Raw genomic sequence first — 17,076 nt, 5'->3', positions numbered from 1 at the left:
TTTAGGCCTCCTTGAAAACCCAACGTTTAAGCAACGTCATAGCAGCTGGCAACACCAGCAGCGTAACGAGTGCTGAAATAAACATGATACTTGCCAGAAAAATGCCCACGGTGATGTAAGGCACAAGTGGTGCTAAAAGCAGCGGCGTAAAGCCAAGCGCGATGACCAGCGCATTACGAGTAATAGCGCTAGCAGGCTCTTCAAACATGGCATCAAACGTTTTACTCACGTCACCCGTTTGCTTGTAAATCTCTTTGGCTCTAGCCAGAAAGTGAATGGCAAAGTCTACCGACAAACCCAATGTCAGGGCTGAAAGCACGGCAATAGGCATATCGTAATCTTTACCTACAATGCCAATAGCACCGTAAATAAAGGTGATAGTTATGGTAAGGGGCAGCATCGCTAATACACCGAATATCAGTGAGCGCAGCAGCAATACCATCATCACAAAAACAATAATGAAGGCGCTAAGTAAGCTGTCTAACATGCCTGCAACCATGTTGTCCTGCCACACCACATTTAGGTATGCCTTACCTGCCCATTGATATGTCAGGCCATCAGGCAGTGGGTGTTGAGCGAAGTAGTTATCGACTAACTCAATTACCTCTGTCATATCTTGGTTGTCACCACTGGATAGTTGTAGCCACACCAAGGTTTTACGATAGTCTGGTGTCACGAAATGCCACAAGTCTTGAGGCCTATGAGAGGACTGATATTGCAAGAGCGTCTGTGCTATCGCCGGTTGAGTATTAGGTAACACGTAGTCGCCGTCATTGCCCGAGTGCAGCTCTCGGTTAACCACTTTAACCACATCACTGAGGGACTGAGTTTTACCCACCAGCGTTTGAGTGCTTAAGTAATTTTGCAAGTCTGAAAGCAGCGCTACATTATCGGGCTGTTGAAACGTTTTGCTTGTGCCTTTAATTTCATCAATGCTTGAAAGCAATCGGTTTAAAGCGTCATATTCGTCGCTATCAAGATCACCGAATAATGCATCATCGACGGCAAATGCGAGAGTCTCAAAATTATTGCCGGCATTTTCATTGTTTAGTGTATCGAGGGTTGTTTCACGCCATTCATCTAATGAAGGGGGCAACACTGCACTTAGCAGTATTTCACCTGCACTTTTCAGCTTGCGGGTATCTTCAATAACAATGTACGCGTTATACGTACCCGCAAACTCCTTATTAAGCGCCTTATCGGCTACGCGAATTTCATGATTTTCTTTAAACCAGCGCACAGGATTATCGTTAATTTGTACTTGAAAAATACCCCACACTGATACCGCTGAAATCACCATAAACGCAACGAGTAATGCCCCTTTATAATTTAGCGCCAGGGTGCGAATACCGTACACAAATCGCTGTAAGTATGTTGTTTTCATTGATGAGGTATTGGCATCGGCGTGCAGTGCAGACTGCAATTTTGCGAGCGCCTCTGGCGACATTCTTGATATATAAGCAGGAATAAAGGTAAGCGTAATAGCGAAAGCCAACAGAATACCTGACCCAATGAAAGCACCGAAAATCTGTACGGGTGGAATGGGAGTTAGCATAAGTGAATAGAACCCTGCCGCAGAGGTCAGCGACGTAAACAGCATCGGCTGAAATAGGTGTTCAACCACTGTGGTAATCACTTCATCGGCCTTTTGACCTGGTTTATAGCGGTCTGAAAACTCAGACAATATATGCACCGAGTCAACAACAGCGATAGGCATCAAAAATATGGCAATCATCGATGACATGATGTGCACAGTGAAACCTAAGCCGATTAGCGCCCCCATTGTGATAATTACCGTTGCCATTGCCACCACCATCGGGGCGGTAATCAGCGTAAAATTGCGGAAAAAGACAAAGAGGAGGATAAAAATCATTAGTCCCGCAGCTGGCGCTGAAATTGCCATTTGAATAAACATTTCAACGCCGAATTGATCTTCAGCAACAGGGAGTCCTGTTATGTGCCACTGCAATGTTTCGTTTGTTGTATTCGCGCCAATATATGCACGAATGTCTTCCGCAATACGAAAGCTCTCATTTTTATCTTTAATGGGCACATAGATAGCCGCAGCATTGTGTGATGAGGAAGCCAGGCTCCCCTGTAACATTGGAAGGCGTGCAATAGCATCAGCAATGTAATCTGCTTCCTCTTGCGATGAGGGGGCTTGTGACATCATCCAAGAGAATTTGAGCTCACCGTTGTCACCTTGAGTGATATTGTCCACTGTTGAAAACGACATGACGTCTCTAGCAAAAACACCCTCAGTGTTTAATATTTGCTGGGTAACACCGTCTATTGCCTGCAGGTTCTTTGATGTGTAGATGCCTTTATTGGTACTTAAAGCAGCATTATCAGTGGCTGTGTCATTGGCCGGTGATGATATAACCCCCACCACGATCGCGTCGTGCATAGCAAAAGTATGCTTCACATCGTTATGAAAAACGCGAGCAGGGTGATTGGCTTCAAGCATATTCTCTGGGTCGGAGTCTATCGTAATTAGCCGCATTTGATAAGCGCAAAAGACAACAGCCAACAGTAAAGCGGCATAAACCCACTTACCTTTCTGGGTAGATAGGAACAGTAATTTTTCAATAACTGCCGTGAACATAGCTATGAACTCCTACTAGGAAATACATTGATTCCCTCTAATCGTGATACGACTGGGTTAACTCCATCCACTGTGTTTCCTTGGCGTGTTGAGTGGCGCTCCACTTTCACAAACCATGACCTTTGCTCTGCAGAACATTTCACAACGCCTACCTGCGTTAGCAAAAACAATGGGTACATTTATGGGACACAGCTTTAAATTAGATAATTCTAATATATAAATAATCTAATATATTTTTAGAAAAGATCAAGAGCAATGCGACGAGTAACACAGAGAAAAGAAAAGTGTTTGTAAAACGCTACACACCACCGAGAAAAAACTACATACCTACTCAACCTTAGTTTTTCAAATACGAGCTACCCGCTGTCCAAAAATAAAAATAATACATAAAAATCAGCAAGTTAAAATTATTCTAAATTGAATTTAAGGTTTGGCACAGATCACGCATACATTAGACTAACGGATAAATACAGAACGCAGTTTGTAGCTAGGACAGCTTTAGCGACGGAGAGGCCAAATTGCGTAGATGACAAATACTGAAGGTGACGACATGGGAAGTGCATGGAGTGTGTCACCAAGGAAAAACGGATGTGTCAGTATTGTAACTAATGGATGCCTGTAGAAGATTCGTTAAATTGCTGGTCGATGATGAGGTTAGGTAAAAGACAACCTAATTAAACTCGCAGGATGCAAGGCACTTGTTTCATAAGGATTGCAAACAAGCTCTGAGTACCTACATCGCAAGCACCGACAGTGATGTCTCGTGCAGCAAGGGATTGTTGACCCAATTTGGATTCGTTGAATGTACGTGTGTGTTGCTTCAGCGAGACCATAGTGAGGACACTGGTAATGTCGTCGATGTTATTAGTGAGTTGTCATCCGACGACTACCCTCTCCCCTCAAAGGCCCATCCCGGCCTTTACATACCTCTGATTTTGGCCCGCCTTTGGCGGGCATTTTTTTATCTTCATTTGTGATAAAATTACGTTGTTTCTTTATCGCCTACCAAAAGGGCTACCTGCGTGCTTTCGCCGTCTGCATCTACCATTGTTTTTAGAGTTCTTTTTTGTGCATTGCTCGCTACGTCTGTTGGCCAAAGCGTTATGCTTACCACACTCCCTTCTATGGGGCGACAGGCGAACCTTTCTGAATTCCACATTGCCACTATTATGTCTAGCTCTGCACTTATTTTTGCGTTCGGTACGAATGTGTGGAGCAAGGTCGCTAAGCGTGCGGGCTTTAAACGTATTTTAATGGTTGGTCTGTCGGGTTATAGCTTGGGCACGTTTGCCTTCGCTAGTGCATGGATGGCAGGTTTTTCTGGCATTATAAGCGGTACCAATTTGTTTTTGGCATTGTTGATAAGCCGAAGTCTGCAATCAACCATTATGTCTGCAACTCCACCTTCTGCGGTAGGTTACGCCGTCGCCATCAGTACGCCCCAAAGTAGAGTAAGTGCAATCAGCAAAGTCACCTCTGCAAGCAACGTAGGGCAAATTGTGGGGCCCGCCTACGCTGGGCTTTTAGTCGGTTTTGGCTTATTGGCACCGTTGTACAGCATCGTGTTGCTAACCTTGCTGGCGCTTACATTGGTATATTTTAAGCTACCTGTTCTGCCGCCTTTGTCGCAGCAAAAAAACGATCAGCCAACAAGCGACAACGACCAGACACCAAGCAAAGTCCCTTATGTTTTCGTCGCTGCATGTATTGGTGTATTTTGCGCAATGGCGATGATGCAGCAATCATTGGGTTTCTTTTTTATCGATTTTTACCACTATTCACCTGTTGACGCTGCTCGGCAAGTGGGTTTTGCAATGATGGTAAGCGCTGCCGCTTCACTCACTGCCCAATTTGGATGGGTGCAAAAAGGGCGAATAAGCAAAGAAGCGATGATCAAAATCGCGCTTCCGCTATTGGTCTTAGCTTACTTACTGCTCTTTCTTCAACATTCATTATTTATGCTTTACGCGGCCATGACATTAATGGGTGTAGGTATGGGAATGGCCTACCCGTCATTGGCAGCTGTGGCCACGACCTGTTGTGCCCCCTCTCAACAAGCCACTATCACTGGGTTAATTACAGCAACGACTGCCATGGGCTACGTAGTAGGCCCGCCACTGGCTGCTTTCATTTACCAACTGGACATCGCGCTACCGTTCGCTGTAGCGTCAGCGCTAATTGCAGTAACCACATATGTCGTTTACATAGTATTGCGAAGAATAAAACACGTTGGCTGACGACTTAGTGTCAGGCTTATATGTGGCCCGCCGTATTTTTTATAAGCAGACTCAAGCGGCATTTAATTTTTACAATTTATTTGTATTTAAGCGGAACCTTTTTAGAATTCGGCTATCTTAACTTATACATAAAGTCGTTGAGTGTGCGTCTTTGTGGTGTGTAAATGTGTTTTCCAAGTTATGTTGTGGTTTTTTAAGGGGCTTTTAGCCCCTTTTCTTTTATTTTAATTTTTTATCTTCCATCGCCAATTCTGCGCTTTCCCTCATAGTGCTAATTCAACATACACCTATCTATTTTATTTGCATTAATTTCTCTTAAGACCATTATTTAATCTAAAAAATAGAACTAAATAATCCTTACCATTTCACCTTTAGAAATAGAAATGAGAATTATTACTAAATAAAATAGCCACTCAAGATTACAGGAGTAAGCTAATGTCTAAACCGCAACCCCGCAGAGCTATTGTCACCCAATCAGTCCGTATTACCCCAAACATGCAGCGTGTACACCTCAGTGGAGAAGACCTTCTTACCTTTCCCTCTGTCACAGCAGTGGCGTACGTTAAACTTATGTTCGACCTAGAAGGAAACCCGCTGAAACGCCCTAAAGACACAAGCCAAGTGGCAATGCGCACCTATACGGTCGCGCAGTTTGACGCAGACAAGCCTGAATTGGTGCTCGATATAGTGATCCATGCCGATGATGGTAAAACTGGCCCTGCGTCGGCGTGGGCAACAAGCACAAAACCCGGTGACATCATCACGCTAGCAGGGCCTGGTTCTAGTAAGGGACTAAGCGAGCAATACGATTGGGTTTTGTTGGCTGGCGACATGACAGCGCTTCCTAGCATTAAAAATCACCTCGCTGAGCTTCCTGAGCAAACTAAGGGCTATGCCGTTATCAAAATCGAAGACGAAAAAGATGCGGTTGCGCTCAACAAGCCCGAAGGAGTTACGGTGATATGGGAACATACGCGAACTTTACCTTCTCGTCTTGCCCAATTAGCCTGGCTCGAAGGGAATCCCACTGTTTGGGTAGCGTGCGAATTTTCTGATATGCGAGCGATTAGGACATGGCTTAAAGCCGAAAAAGCCGTAGCACACGCGAATATTTATATTAGTAGCTACTGGAAGAAAGGCCGCAGTGAAGATCAACATAAAATAGAAAAAAGGCAGGATAGTGAGGCGTATGCTAAAACATTGGCCTAATTGATGGCTACGCTCCATGTAGGCTTTGCAAGAACTTGTAAATTCTGCATGAAAAACAACTATGCGGCAAAATTTTTATTAATAACAAATTCAATACTTTCATACTCTTACATAATGGAACAGCACTTGCTGCTAAGAAAATAACTGGCCAGTTTTTCCGCCAGTGTTTTCAACCAATTGTTTGGATAAGGAGAGCAAGTTATGAACAGTGATCGTATTGAAGGTAATTGGAAAGAAATGAAAGGTAAGGTACAGCAAAAGTGGGGTAAACTTACCGATGACGACCTAGATGTAATTGATGGTCGACGTGAAGAATTAGTCGGTAAGATTCAACAAGCTTATGGCAAAAGCCGTGACGAAGCTGAAAAAGAAGTCGACGGTTATTTCAATTAATCGCCGTTTCCAATGTATTAGTTAAGACTCGGTAGTATAGCAATCTGATATCACTACATTGTTATTTACTACTCAAAGGGCCAAAGCATAACGCAGTGGCCCTTTTTATTTGTATAATAGTCAAAAGGGACACGATTTCTTTAGGCTGCGCCACAGCTGTCGCTTCACCAACCCCCTCGTTTATCTCCGTTTTTCATAAAGGGCACTGAGATAAGGATTGAAGAAAAGCTTTTATTCCTCGCTGAGATTGATTTATTTAAAAGAATTAAAAAAGCCCTTTAAAAACAGGGCTTTTTTCGAACTATTTTTCTGAAGCAGTCATGCTCTTTTCCCACCAGGGAAGCGAAAAATCTATTTTATCTTTATCGTAGGTTTTGGCATATTTCATTTTAACTGAACTCCAAAACGCCGCTTTAAAGGCTGGGTCATAAATAACGAATTCACCCTTTTCGCGATACTGTTCAAACAGCTTTTGATAAGCACCTACCGGTGTTAACGGGTTATCCTGTTGAAAAACCACATCTCCACCATACGCTTCGTAAAGGGCTTTCGATACTTTCCAGCTCTTTGCCATGCCTTCCGCCATTGCCAAACGATAACGCTCTAGCTCTTCTTCTTGATAGGCGCCATCGTTGTCTAAATCAACGGTCCACAACTTAATAACGGAATACGCAGACTGGACTTCGCTTTCATTGGGCTCAATCGCATTTTTATCAGCAAAGTCAGAAAGTACTGACTCGGTAATTTTATTACCAAGCGCACGTTGCGCCAAAATATCGCGAACTTCTCTTTCAGATTTGTCAGTCAAAATAGACTGAAAACGGTCAACATCAGCCTGCGAAGGCTGTAACTCTGTATTAGAAATAGACTTGTTGAACAAACGAGCAATGATCTCGCTTGCAGCTTGCGGTGTGTTAATACCAAGCGAAACCACTATGGCTGCAAATAGCACCATAGGGATAACGTTCGAGCGCGTCATTGAGTGTGGTTCCCTAAGTTCCAATATTCAGCATAAAAACAAGACACATTAATAATTATAAGTATTTTCCGTTATCTTGCGACAATCACATCTATAAGGCTTCATACTTTAGATTAGTTTTGTTTAGAATTCCACTTTCTTACGCATTGATTTTTTAGCGCCTTGTTGTTTTTTTACATCTACTCGGCGTGCTTTTGCCGCGCGGCTCACTTTGGTTTTTATGCGCGGTTTTTGTTCAATAGTTGCTGCTTTTATCCACGCTACCAGTCGCGCCAACGCATCTTCTCTGTTTTGTTCTTGAGTTCGAAAATTTTGTGCTTTTAACACAAATACGCCGTCATTTGTGACGCGACTATCATTTAAACTCAACAGCCTCGCTTTCAGCTTATCAGGCAATGACGACTGATTAATGTCAAATCGCAGGTGTATAGCGCTGCTAACCTTATTAACGTTTTGCCCGCCACTGCCTTGTGCTCGAATGGCTTGCAAGTCAGCTTCGCTTTCGTCTATCGCGATAGAAGGGGTTATCATCAATTCCATCTCAAATCCTTATACTTCATGATATAGCTACGTTAATGTTGCAGCGTGGGTGGCCCAGCCTTATAAGCCACTATTACTACTGGTTACTTGACCATCTTTTCAATAACCGATAGGTTGTTTTTTATTCTTATTTTGGACATATTCCATGGTCATCGCATCGCTCATTATTCTTTGTATCTTTATAGTGCTCATTTGGTTTACCGCCAAAATGGACAGCAATATAGAAAGTTCATTTACACCATCAGGAAAACTTACGCCTGTTGAAGGTGGAATTATTCACTGGCAAAAGCAGGGAAAAGGTCCGGCGCTTGTGCTGATTCATGGTTTATTGGGCAATAGTAACAATTTTCACAATTTAGCTAAAACGTTGGCATCGCGCTATACCGTTTATTCTGTAGATCGTCCAGGAAGTGGGTTTTCTAGCCGATACAAACGCACATCAGCAAGCTTTGAGCAGCAAAGTAAGATGTTATTAGAATGGATGGAAAAAGAGGGTATCAAGAAAGCAACAATTGCAGGTCACTCTATGGGCGGCGGTATTGCATTAAGAATAGCACTAGACGCGCCTGAAAAAATAACATCAGTGTCATTACTATGCCCCCTCACTACTCCATTAAAGGGCGGCGCTGGACCACTTTCGATACTGTACATACCCAATGAATTTATGCGTACTAGTGTAGCTAAAACCATCGCCAGTCCATTAAGAGCAAAGCTAGGTAAAAAGCAAGTTGCCCAAATTTTTCACCCTGAACCTGTGCCCACATCCTTTTCTACCGAAGGAGGTGGATTACTCGCACTTCATTCTCGCAGTTTTTATGAGGGCAGTCGTGATACCGTCTCTGCGCAAGGTAGCCTACATAGACAGCAAAATGACTACAACAAAATTCAGTGCCCCGTGGGCATCCTATATGGAGAGAAGGACACCATTTTAAAACCCAATGAGCACATTAGCGCTGTAGCTTCAGCAATAGATACGGCGATATCGGATGTAATCCCCGATGCTGGCCATATGCTCCCAGTTACCCAAGTCCAAGCGTGCGCAGACTTTATTGTCAACATTGACAGCAAGGCGAATCGCGACGATTAGTGCAGCACAGCTCTTAATTTTGAGTCGTTATTTATGTGAGAAAGTTCGATAACTGCGAGCGCTTCGTGGCTGGGAGCTTCAGACTGTTTCAATCTGCGCAATTGATCAGAAACGCGTTCAACACCATCGTATTTCTTACACATTTCAAAAGGGCTTGCTTCAAGCGAAACATTATAACTGATAAACCACGTTTTCATTTGTTCACTGTCCCCATCTGACAATGAGATGAGTAAATGATACATACGAATAAACGCTAGCTGCTTTCGGTATTCGGTTGTACCACTTTCGAACCCAAGTAAGGTAGTCTGCGCCAGTGAAGATGGAGAAATTCCCAAAATTTCAGAAGCTTGTTTGATATTTAAACCAAGTTCTTGATATGCCCAAGTAAACGCTTTTGTTACGACACTGGTAGGAAATGGTGATCTATTCATAATTTCGCCTCTTTTCATCGAACAATTTTGATGAGATGTTTTTACTCACTATGAGCTAACTTGCGAAATACATACCAAGTGCGTAATGCATGTCGAATTAAGAACGTGCCTTCAATGCGACTTTTGTTAAATGCGTTGAAATGCTTTCTGGGTCAATACTAAAACCGTGCTCTCCCAACCACTCGACTGCATTTTCAATATCTTCAAAAAACGTGAATTCGATATTAAGCCGTTTGTATGCGCGTTTGAGCTGAGCTTTGGTTGTTGCTTTAGCCGTAGAATCACCTAATACAACCGCTATGTGAGTTAAGCCCAAAGGGTGCATTGCCGCCGTACGCTCACGTAGTTGTGTTTCTGCATCAGGGATCAAAAGAGACTCTCCAGTGACGCAAACAATGTTACACCAAACTTTCCCAAACAATGCTTCTGCGTTAGTGCGGTATTCGTCAGCAAAGCTTTTTACACACTCTTTATTCCAAGGCCCGTAAGCTTGTGTTACTACCGCATCACCACATCGCGTAACAATAAACTCACCGTGAGCGTACCTCATACAACCACCTAATTATTTTTATTGATATTCTGGTAAGCACATACCCAGATAGCTTTAGGGATTATATGCCTTTTACTGTGCGTTCCTTAATGACAACGCACAGTAAAAGTATGGTATATAACTGACGAAATGAAAGACTAAGCCGCAAGAATATTGATGAGCTCAGCGAACGTAGGGCGGCCTTGTATATCAAGTGGCAAACGCAATTCTCTGGCAATGTCACTGACGCTGATTACGCCACGAATTTCATGACTGTCTCTGTCCATGACAAGACAATGGTGCTGCCCGTAATCTTTCAGTGTTTCTATAACGTCGCCAACTGATGAACGCATTAGTTCACTGAAATCGAACGACATGAGCGAGGTTTTAGGACGCATGAAGTCATGAACGGTCAGCTCTTCTCGCTTAATTTTAAGCTCGCTTACACGCTGAATGATCTGCTGCTCACCCACATCGTGACTGGTCACAATACCAATAAAACGATTCTCACTGTTTACCACCAGCATCATACGAACATGAGATTGACGCATAATCGACTCGACTTTCGTTGCCGGAGTTCGCACATCAATTACGTGTGGTAAGTGCTGCTTAAAGTCAGTGAAGACCGCCATAGCAGATGAGTTTACAGTAATGGTGTTTTCTACAACTGGCCATGCCAATGTATCGATAGCTTCGGTTTTATATAGATTTAAGGCGTGCATACCTTTCTCCTAATCAAAAATAAAAAATTCAGTTTTTTAAAGATTAAGTGAAAGAAGGTGGCCCTCGAATGATGTTAGCGCGCTGCCTAGTAAAGGCTTTTGCATCAATCGTTTTACCAGCCGAAAACCGATATTTTTCCAAGCCGCTGGTGATGTTGACAGACGAAATGCCATCGTCAATGTCGTCGTCAGATACTTCAAAAGCGGAGCTTTCCCATTCGCTAATGAGGATTGAAAGCGTATTTGCACTGTTCGACTGCTCTGCAATATTTTGCACACTTCTTCCCTCTCCCAATACGGAGACGGATACCAGTGATGAAAATAACGCTGGCAGAATAACGGCCAACAAAACGTGTGAAACGCGCAAAGCGTACAACCTCTACTGAACTAAACAACATTGAAGCAAAGCAGCCACTTTTGTTACTGCCTATTTAAACTATAAGAGTATCTAGCGCGTTTAATAGAGGTGTTTAGCGCATTTTATCGACCATTAAACGACACATCTTCGAAAACGGAACGTGTCGCGATTCAGGTTTGGTGGGTTGTTGGCTGTACATTCGTTCTAAAAACAAGAACGAACACTCCCATTAAATGTGATGTTTAGCCAACGTAATTAGAAATACACTAGATCCAATTGATCCATAAGGTGTTTTTTCAGCGGTCATTTAACGTTGAGATAACGCGATTAACTGAAGGTCTAAACAACCTGATTGCACGTAAATAATAACGGAAGTGATATGAAACTCAGATGGTCCAGACCTATAGTTATTTTGCATTGGATATCTGCCATTGCCATTGTCGGCATGTTTGCTTCAGGGCTGTGGATGGTCGACCTCACATATTACAGCGACTGGTATAAGACGGCACCGCATTGGCACAAGAGTGTTGGATTAATTTTGCTTGCCATCACTGTTATTCGCTTAGTCACGCGCGTTGTTACTTCAAGGCCGCCGTCACATGGCGCCCCGTTGGAAAAAAGGTTAAGTCGCCTAGGTCATGGGCTGCTGTACACCCTGATTATCGCGCTATTCGCGAGCGGCTATTTGATTTCTACGGCCGATGGAAGAAGCATTGACGTATTTAACTGGTTTTCTGTACCTGCAATGGGCGAGTTCTTTGAAAATCAAGAAGACATTGCAGGAGAGGTCCATTTTTATATTGCTTGGTCAGTGATTATATTGGCGATCTTTCACGCGCTGGCTGCACTGAAACACCACTTTATTAATAACGATGACACACTGAAGCAGATGTTACGGCTTCGATGATATTGAAGAAAGAGGAGAAATGATGAAGAAGTTAACACTTGCCCTGGCCGCTGCGCTGTCTTTAAGCACCGCTAACGCGGCAGATTATGTGATTGATAGCAAAGGCGCCCACGCGTCTATCAACTTTAAAATACAACATTTGGGCTACTCGTGGCTTACTGGTCGCTTCAATGATTTTAAAGGTACTTTTAGTTACGACGACGCAGCACCTAATGCAGCAAAAATTATGGTGACTATCGATACCGACAGTATCGACTCAAACCACGCTGAGCGTGACAAGCACCTTAAGAGCGACGATTTCTTAAACGTTGACGACTTTCCAGAGGCGAAGTTTGTCAGCACAAAAATTGTCGATAAAGGCAATGGCATGATGGATGTAATGGGTGACTTCACACTTCATGGTGTGACAAAACCTATTACTATTGAAGCTAAGAAAATTGGAGAAGGCAAAGATCCGTGGGGCGGCTACCGCGCAGGCTTTATGGGCACTACGACAATTGCACTTAAAGACTATGGCATCGACTATGATTTAGGCCCAGCGTCGCAAACGGTAGAATTAGAGCTTCACGTTGAAGGCGTTAAACAATAGTTAGCTAGATTGTGTTTTAGCGAGCTAAATTTGTGATTTTAGAAAGCCCCAAACGTGGGGCTTTCTTTTTCATATTTAATTAGTGAAGTTTCAGCTTAGGGCTGATGGCCTGACTTAACTTCTTCACAAGAAGTTTAAGTGCACCTTTGATTTTTCCGTGTACCGCAAACTGATGCATATTATACAAAGAAACGTACACCAACTTAGCTAGACGCCCTTCAATAAACATACTGCCGTTAGATAGTGAGCCCATCAAGCTTCCAACCGTGCTGTATTTACTTAAGTGAACCAAGGATCCATAGTCCTTGTAAGTAAAATCTTTCGCGCCTTTTTGGGTAAATAACGACGTTATATTATGCGCAACAATATCCGCCATTTGGTGGGCCGACTGCGCTCGAGGCGGCACCCACTTCCCATTTTCCTGCTGGAAACCACAGCAATCGCCTAATACCCAGATATTTTTGTGCGTGGTGCTGCGAAGCTGCTTATCTACAAGAATTTGATTGGCTCTGTTCGTTTCAAAAAGCGCAAGTTTTATAATGAAGTCAGGCGCTTTCACCCCTGCAGCCCACACCATTAAATCGGCGTCAATCCGACCACCGTCTTTTGTGATCAAACCTTTCGCGTCGGCTTCTGCCACCATGGTTTGCTCTTTAATATCTACGCCCAAGTTATGCAATGCTCTTCTTGCTGAATTTGCTATGCGTTCAGGTAGCGCCGGCAATATACGCTCTCCCGCTTCTACAATCGTAATTTTAAGACGAGAAGCTGACATGTCTGGCATTCCGTAAGCCTTGGACAAATTCGCCACATGGTGAAGTTGAGCGGCTAGCTCAGTACCCGTTGCTCCTGCCCCGACAATGGCGACGTCAATTCTGGCGTCTTTATCTTCTTGCTGATTAATGCGGATTAGCTGATTAAGAAGCGCTTTGTGAAAACGTTCAGCTTGCTTTAATGAGTCTAGAAAGTAGCAATGCTCAGCAACGCCAGGTGTACCAAAGTCGTTGCTCACGCTGCCAACAGCCAGCACGAGCTGATCGTATTGAATCTCGCGTTCAGGCAAAACCTGTGTGCCTTCTTCGTCGATTAAAGGCGACAAGGTTATGTATTGCGCTTGCGCGTTAAGCGAGCACATTTCACCTAATTGAAAGCGGTAGTGATGAGCGGCTGCATGGATGGCGTAGTCCACACCGTCTGAGTGCTTATCAATTACGCCGGCGGCTACTTCGTGTAACAGCGGCTTCCAGATATGGGTTCGACTGCGGTCGACAAGGGTAATTTCGGCTTGTTTCTTTCTCCCGAGGGTGCGGCTTAAGCGACTGGCTAATTCAAGACCACCAGCACCGCCACCAACAATTACTATTTTTTGCATGGGTATACCTATTAACAATCATTCCACGTATGTCGCCTGACCTTTAAAAGCGCTATACATGGCGTGACTGAGACCCATGCTGATGCCTACAGACTACGCCGGAAGCCCGTGGGGTACAAGCAAATCACGGCAATAGCCTGCATTTTCAAGATTAAATATCATCTGCTAACCTTATTTAAGCCTATAACGTAAACGACGCCGTTATCATGAAGTTTCGAGGGCGACCAGGAAAGTAACGCGGCCCAGTGAAGCTGGTAAAATCAGCGCGTTCGGCGTACTTCGTATCAAATAGATTATTAATCCGCGCATACAGAGTAATATCGTCGCTCACATTGTAACGAACACGAGCATGCACTAAGTCATGCCCCTCGTATTCGTTGAGATTTTCGGCGTCGGTAAAATAGCGTCCAACATACTGCCACTCTAATTGAGTTTGTATTAATGTCGACACATCAAAGCTCAAGCGAGCGTTAAACTGAAGCTTTGGCGCGGTATCAATATCATTACCTTTAATGTCTTGTTCACCTGAGAGTTGATTGTGCTCGTAGGTATGCCTTGCGTATGTACCAGCAAAATCTAAGCGCAGTACATCGCTTAGCGGTTGATCAAAGGTAAACTCTACGCCTCTATGCCACGTTTCGCCGTTGCTTACGTTGAAAAAGTCGCTATCTCGGTAAATCACATTATCTTTTTGTAGGCTGTAAAGGCTAAGCGTATAGCTGCCATCAAATAGCGTACCTGTAACGCCCACTTCAATATTGTCGGCCGTTACCGAGTCAAGATCAGTAACGGTCTGTGCACGCTGCAAACGATACAGCTCTGTTGCCTGAGGTGCGCGATAGCCTCTTGCGATGCCGCCAAACAACTGGGTTTGGGGATTAATTTGATAACGAAGTGAAAGCTTCGGACTAAAGTTATCAAAATCGCTTTCGCTGCCCGCTGGTCTGGAATATCTGCAGCCACCAAAACCGCACTTTGTGCCATCTTCGCGTACACGGCCTACATTCATATTGTTTGTGTAATCGTATTGCATAGACTCAAAGCGCCCGCCGACAGAAATAGCCCAACGCTCTGTTTTCCAATTGAAGGTAAAGAAAGGCGCAAATAGCGTGGCATCTACATCATAATCATAGTGCTTTCCTACAGGAATGGTTTCAACCAAAAAGGCAGACCCTTGTGTGGCGCTGTCTTGTGACTGGGTTAATTCACCTTCTGTGTATTCTACGTCTAATCCTATATCTGCACTTAGGCTGTCATTGATGACGTAATTGAACTGAGACAGCATACCAACGCCTTTTTGGGCATTCGTTTCAAGGGGTTTGCCGGGTAAAAAATGCATACGGAAACGCATGTCCTGGTTGCGTACGTAAGGTGTAATTGACAGTGCATGACCACCGCTAAAGCTCGTATCGAACTTGCTCCATAACCTAAAACTTTCTGCTTTTCGAAACGCTTCGGGGTTTGGGTTGCTTTTGGCTATTTGTGTATTTTTATAGCTTTCAAACCCTTCGATGTAGCCGGCAGTTTCTTGGTCCAGATGGGTATAGGTAAGGCCGCTCGTAATAACCGTGCTGTCCCACTCTAGCCTGTGGCGAAGCGAAACTTTCTCTTGGTCAACGCCCTCTTCGTCTCGATATCCTGTATCTCTGGTAACACTGGCAGCAATACCCACGCCACTGCGACCAAAGTCTTTCCCTTCTTTAAGCTTTACGCGATGAAACCCATAAGACCCATAATCAACGCTAAGCTCTCCGTCGCCTTGGGTTGTGTCAGGGGTAATCACATTAATCACACCATGTATCGCATTAGAGCCATAAAGCGCTGACGCCGGGCCTTTTATCACGTCAATACGCTGTGCAATTTCACCATGTGCTTCAAACAGCTCGTTAATATTGCAAAAACCTGCTGCGCGCAACGCAATACCGTCTTCTGCTGCTAAAATTCCGCCGCACGCTCCAGCGCCGGTTAACACTGGCGAACGAAGGGCAGGTAAATACTCTTGCCCGTTACCCCGCTGCACGCCGGCGCCCGCAATGTAACTCAGCGACTCTTGGATATGTTGAAATGAAAGCAGCGAAAGCGTTTCTTCTGAAATAGACGAAACCGCGTATCCAGAAGCAGTCATACTGCCTTGTATACGAGAAGACGTGGTTTCAATTCTTTCTATTTCATTTTTTTCCTGAGCTATAGCTGCTTGCGATAGCAGAGACACGGTTAGCAACGACAGAGGAAAGCTTGGGGCAAAGCGCATTATCTATCCTTATGATGACAAAGTATTTTTTAGCTACTGCTGTTAGTGTACCGTTAATTTAGGTAAGAATGGGTTAAAAACCGCTAAACTCTTGCGGCATTTTGTTAATTACGCCATATCTCTGGTTTAAGCGTTGGCGTAGACTTTGCTGTCCACAGACTTTACTGTCACAACACAAATCTTAGTTCTATACACTGTTTCCACATTACGTGAATAGAACGCATATAGAATGACAGTGCGTGAAGATAATGCAGCAATGGGCTAATCACCTTTTGCATGATGTAAGAAAACCCAAAACTGTTCGCTGGAGGAACCATTGAACACACTTATCCCTAGTCTTTCACAACTTATCGAATTCGCTGTTGCCCCCGTATTTTTACTTACCGGTATTGCTGGCTTCCTCAACGTTATGTCGTCTCGACTGGGCCGAATATCAGACAGAGTTAGGGTAGCAGAAAGACAAATTCATACTCTATCAGACCCACATATTGTCGATCGCTCTAAAAGAGAAATTAAGGTGCTATGGCGCAGAGTGAAAGTTATTAACTGGGCAATTGGACTATGTGTCGCCGCTGGACTAATGGTGTGTACCGTCATTATGGCGTTGTTTTCCGGGTCGTTGTGGGTTGTTGATTTAAAAACACCGGTCATCGTGCTATTCATACTGGCAATGATGTTTCTAATCAGTGCGCTTATTGTCTTTCTCGTTGAAGTGAAACTTGCAACAAGCACCATAAATATGGTCAGAACCATTCGCTAGAATTACAGGTCAACTGTCTGCTCGCTGACATTCAGTTGATCCAGTTAGAGAGGCATAACTCTCCAATGTAAGCATTGCGTAAAGACTTGCTTCAAAAGCGTTCATTA

16 protein-coding genes are annotated in these 17,076 nt (G+C 43.9%); 7 read left to right on the top strand and 9 right to left on the bottom strand.

Annotated elements, in window-relative coordinates:
• Position 1 precedes the first annotated feature (1 nt).
• Positions 2-2,605, bottom strand: a complete 2,604-nt coding sequence (locus tag V7R42_RS08015) for an efflux RND transporter permease subunit (RefSeq protein ID WP_334019656.1) — start codon at positions 2,603-2,605, stop codon at positions 2-4.
• A gap of 1,073 nt (positions 2,606-3,678) precedes the next feature.
• On the opposite strand from V7R42_RS08015, the gene V7R42_RS08010 reads away from it, so the two are divergent.
• The 3 genes from V7R42_RS08010 to V7R42_RS08000 all read left to right on the top strand — a co-directional run bounded on the left by V7R42_RS08010 (position 3,679) and on the right by V7R42_RS08000 (position 6,444).
• Positions 3,679-4,842 (top strand): MFS transporter, encoded by a 1,164-nt coding sequence (locus V7R42_RS08010; RefSeq protein WP_438823645.1) that lies wholly within the window; start codon positions 3,679-3,681, stop codon positions 4,840-4,842.
• A gap of 435 nt (positions 4,843-5,277) precedes the next feature.
• Entirely contained in the window at positions 5,278-6,051 is a 774-nt protein-coding gene (locus V7R42_RS08005) for a siderophore-interacting protein (RefSeq protein ID WP_334019654.1), read from the top strand.
• A gap of 201 nt (positions 6,052-6,252) precedes the next feature.
• Complete coding sequence (locus tag V7R42_RS08000; protein ID WP_014951177.1) at positions 6,253-6,444, top strand: CsbD family protein; 192 nt, start codon at positions 6,253-6,255, stop codon at positions 6,442-6,444.
• Between the two features lie 301 nt (positions 6,445-6,745).
• Here V7R42_RS08000 and V7R42_RS07995 read toward each other — a convergent pair whose 3' ends face one another.
• Both V7R42_RS07995 and arfB read right to left on the bottom strand, forming a co-directional pair.
• Positions 6,746-7,423 (bottom strand): hypothetical protein, encoded by a 678-nt coding sequence (locus V7R42_RS07995; protein ID WP_334019653.1) that lies wholly within the window; start codon positions 7,421-7,423, stop codon positions 6,746-6,748.
• A 123-nt stretch (positions 7,424-7,546) separates the two neighbouring features.
• Complete coding sequence (arfB, locus tag V7R42_RS07990; protein ID WP_334019652.1) at positions 7,547-7,963, bottom strand: alternative ribosome rescue aminoacyl-tRNA hydrolase ArfB; 417 nt, start codon at positions 7,961-7,963, stop codon at positions 7,547-7,549.
• A gap of 145 nt (positions 7,964-8,108) precedes the next feature.
• Between arfB and V7R42_RS07985 the strand changes: the two genes are divergently transcribed.
• Complete coding sequence (locus V7R42_RS07985; protein ID WP_334019651.1) at positions 8,109-9,050, top strand: alpha/beta fold hydrolase; 942 nt, start codon at positions 8,109-8,111, stop codon at positions 9,048-9,050.
• Here the strand turns inward: V7R42_RS07985 and V7R42_RS07980 are convergent.
• From V7R42_RS07980 to V7R42_RS07965, 4 genes are all read right to left on the bottom strand, one after another.
• Positions 9,047-9,481, bottom strand: a complete 435-nt coding sequence (locus V7R42_RS07980; protein ID WP_334019650.1) for a hypothetical protein — start codon at positions 9,479-9,481, stop codon at positions 9,047-9,049. The genes V7R42_RS07985 and V7R42_RS07980 overlap by 4 nt on opposite strands.
• A 97-nt stretch (positions 9,482-9,578) precedes the next feature.
• Complete coding sequence (locus V7R42_RS07975) at positions 9,579-10,031, bottom strand: hypothetical protein (protein WP_334019649.1); 453 nt, start codon at positions 10,029-10,031, stop codon at positions 9,579-9,581.
• 137 nt (positions 10,032-10,168) lie between these two features.
• Positions 10,169-10,732 (bottom strand): CBS domain-containing protein, encoded by a 564-nt coding sequence (locus V7R42_RS07970; protein WP_334019648.1) that lies wholly within the window; start codon positions 10,730-10,732, stop codon positions 10,169-10,171.
• A gap of 43 nt (positions 10,733-10,775) precedes the next feature.
• Entirely contained in the window at positions 10,776-11,099 is a 324-nt protein-coding gene (locus V7R42_RS07965) for a hypothetical protein (RefSeq protein ID WP_334019647.1), read from the bottom strand.
• Between the two features lie 370 nt (positions 11,100-11,469).
• On the opposite strand from V7R42_RS07965, the gene V7R42_RS07960 reads away from it, so the two are divergent.
• On the top strand, positions 11,470-11,997 hold the full coding sequence (locus tag V7R42_RS07960; RefSeq protein ID WP_334019646.1) for a cytochrome b: 528 nt from the start codon (positions 11,470-11,472) through the stop codon (positions 11,995-11,997).
• 22 nt (positions 11,998-12,019) lie between these two features.
• Positions 12,020-12,586, top strand: coding sequence for a YceI family protein (locus V7R42_RS07955; protein ID WP_334019784.1), 567 nt, complete (start codon positions 12,020-12,022; stop codon positions 12,584-12,586).
• Positions 12,587-12,665: 79 nt separating this feature from the next.
• Here the strand turns inward: V7R42_RS07955 and V7R42_RS07950 are convergent, their stop codons facing one another.
• Both V7R42_RS07950 and V7R42_RS07945 read right to left on the bottom strand, forming a co-directional pair.
• Positions 12,666-13,958 (bottom strand): NAD(P)/FAD-dependent oxidoreductase, encoded by a 1,293-nt coding sequence (locus V7R42_RS07950; protein ID WP_334019645.1) that lies wholly within the window; start codon positions 13,956-13,958, stop codon positions 12,666-12,668.
• A gap of 181 nt (positions 13,959-14,139) precedes the next feature.
• Complete coding sequence (locus tag V7R42_RS07945; RefSeq protein ID WP_334019644.1) at positions 14,140-16,209, bottom strand: TonB-dependent receptor; 2,070 nt, start codon at positions 16,207-16,209, stop codon at positions 14,140-14,142.
• 316 nt (positions 16,210-16,525) lie between these two features.
• On the opposite strand from V7R42_RS07945, the gene V7R42_RS07940 reads away from it, so the two are divergent.
• Positions 16,526-16,969 (top strand): DUF2721 domain-containing protein, encoded by a 444-nt coding sequence (locus V7R42_RS07940; protein ID WP_334019643.1) that lies wholly within the window; start codon positions 16,526-16,528, stop codon positions 16,967-16,969.
• The last annotated feature ends 107 nt before the right edge of the window (positions 16,970-17,076 follow it).

The organism is Alteromonas sp. S015 (assembly GCF_036864485.1).
GTDB lineage: Bacteria > Pseudomonadota > Gammaproteobacteria > Enterobacterales > Alteromonadaceae > Alteromonas.
The sequence above is the reverse complement of the archived record's forward strand: the minus strand, read 5'-3'. Positions and strand labels throughout refer to the sequence as shown.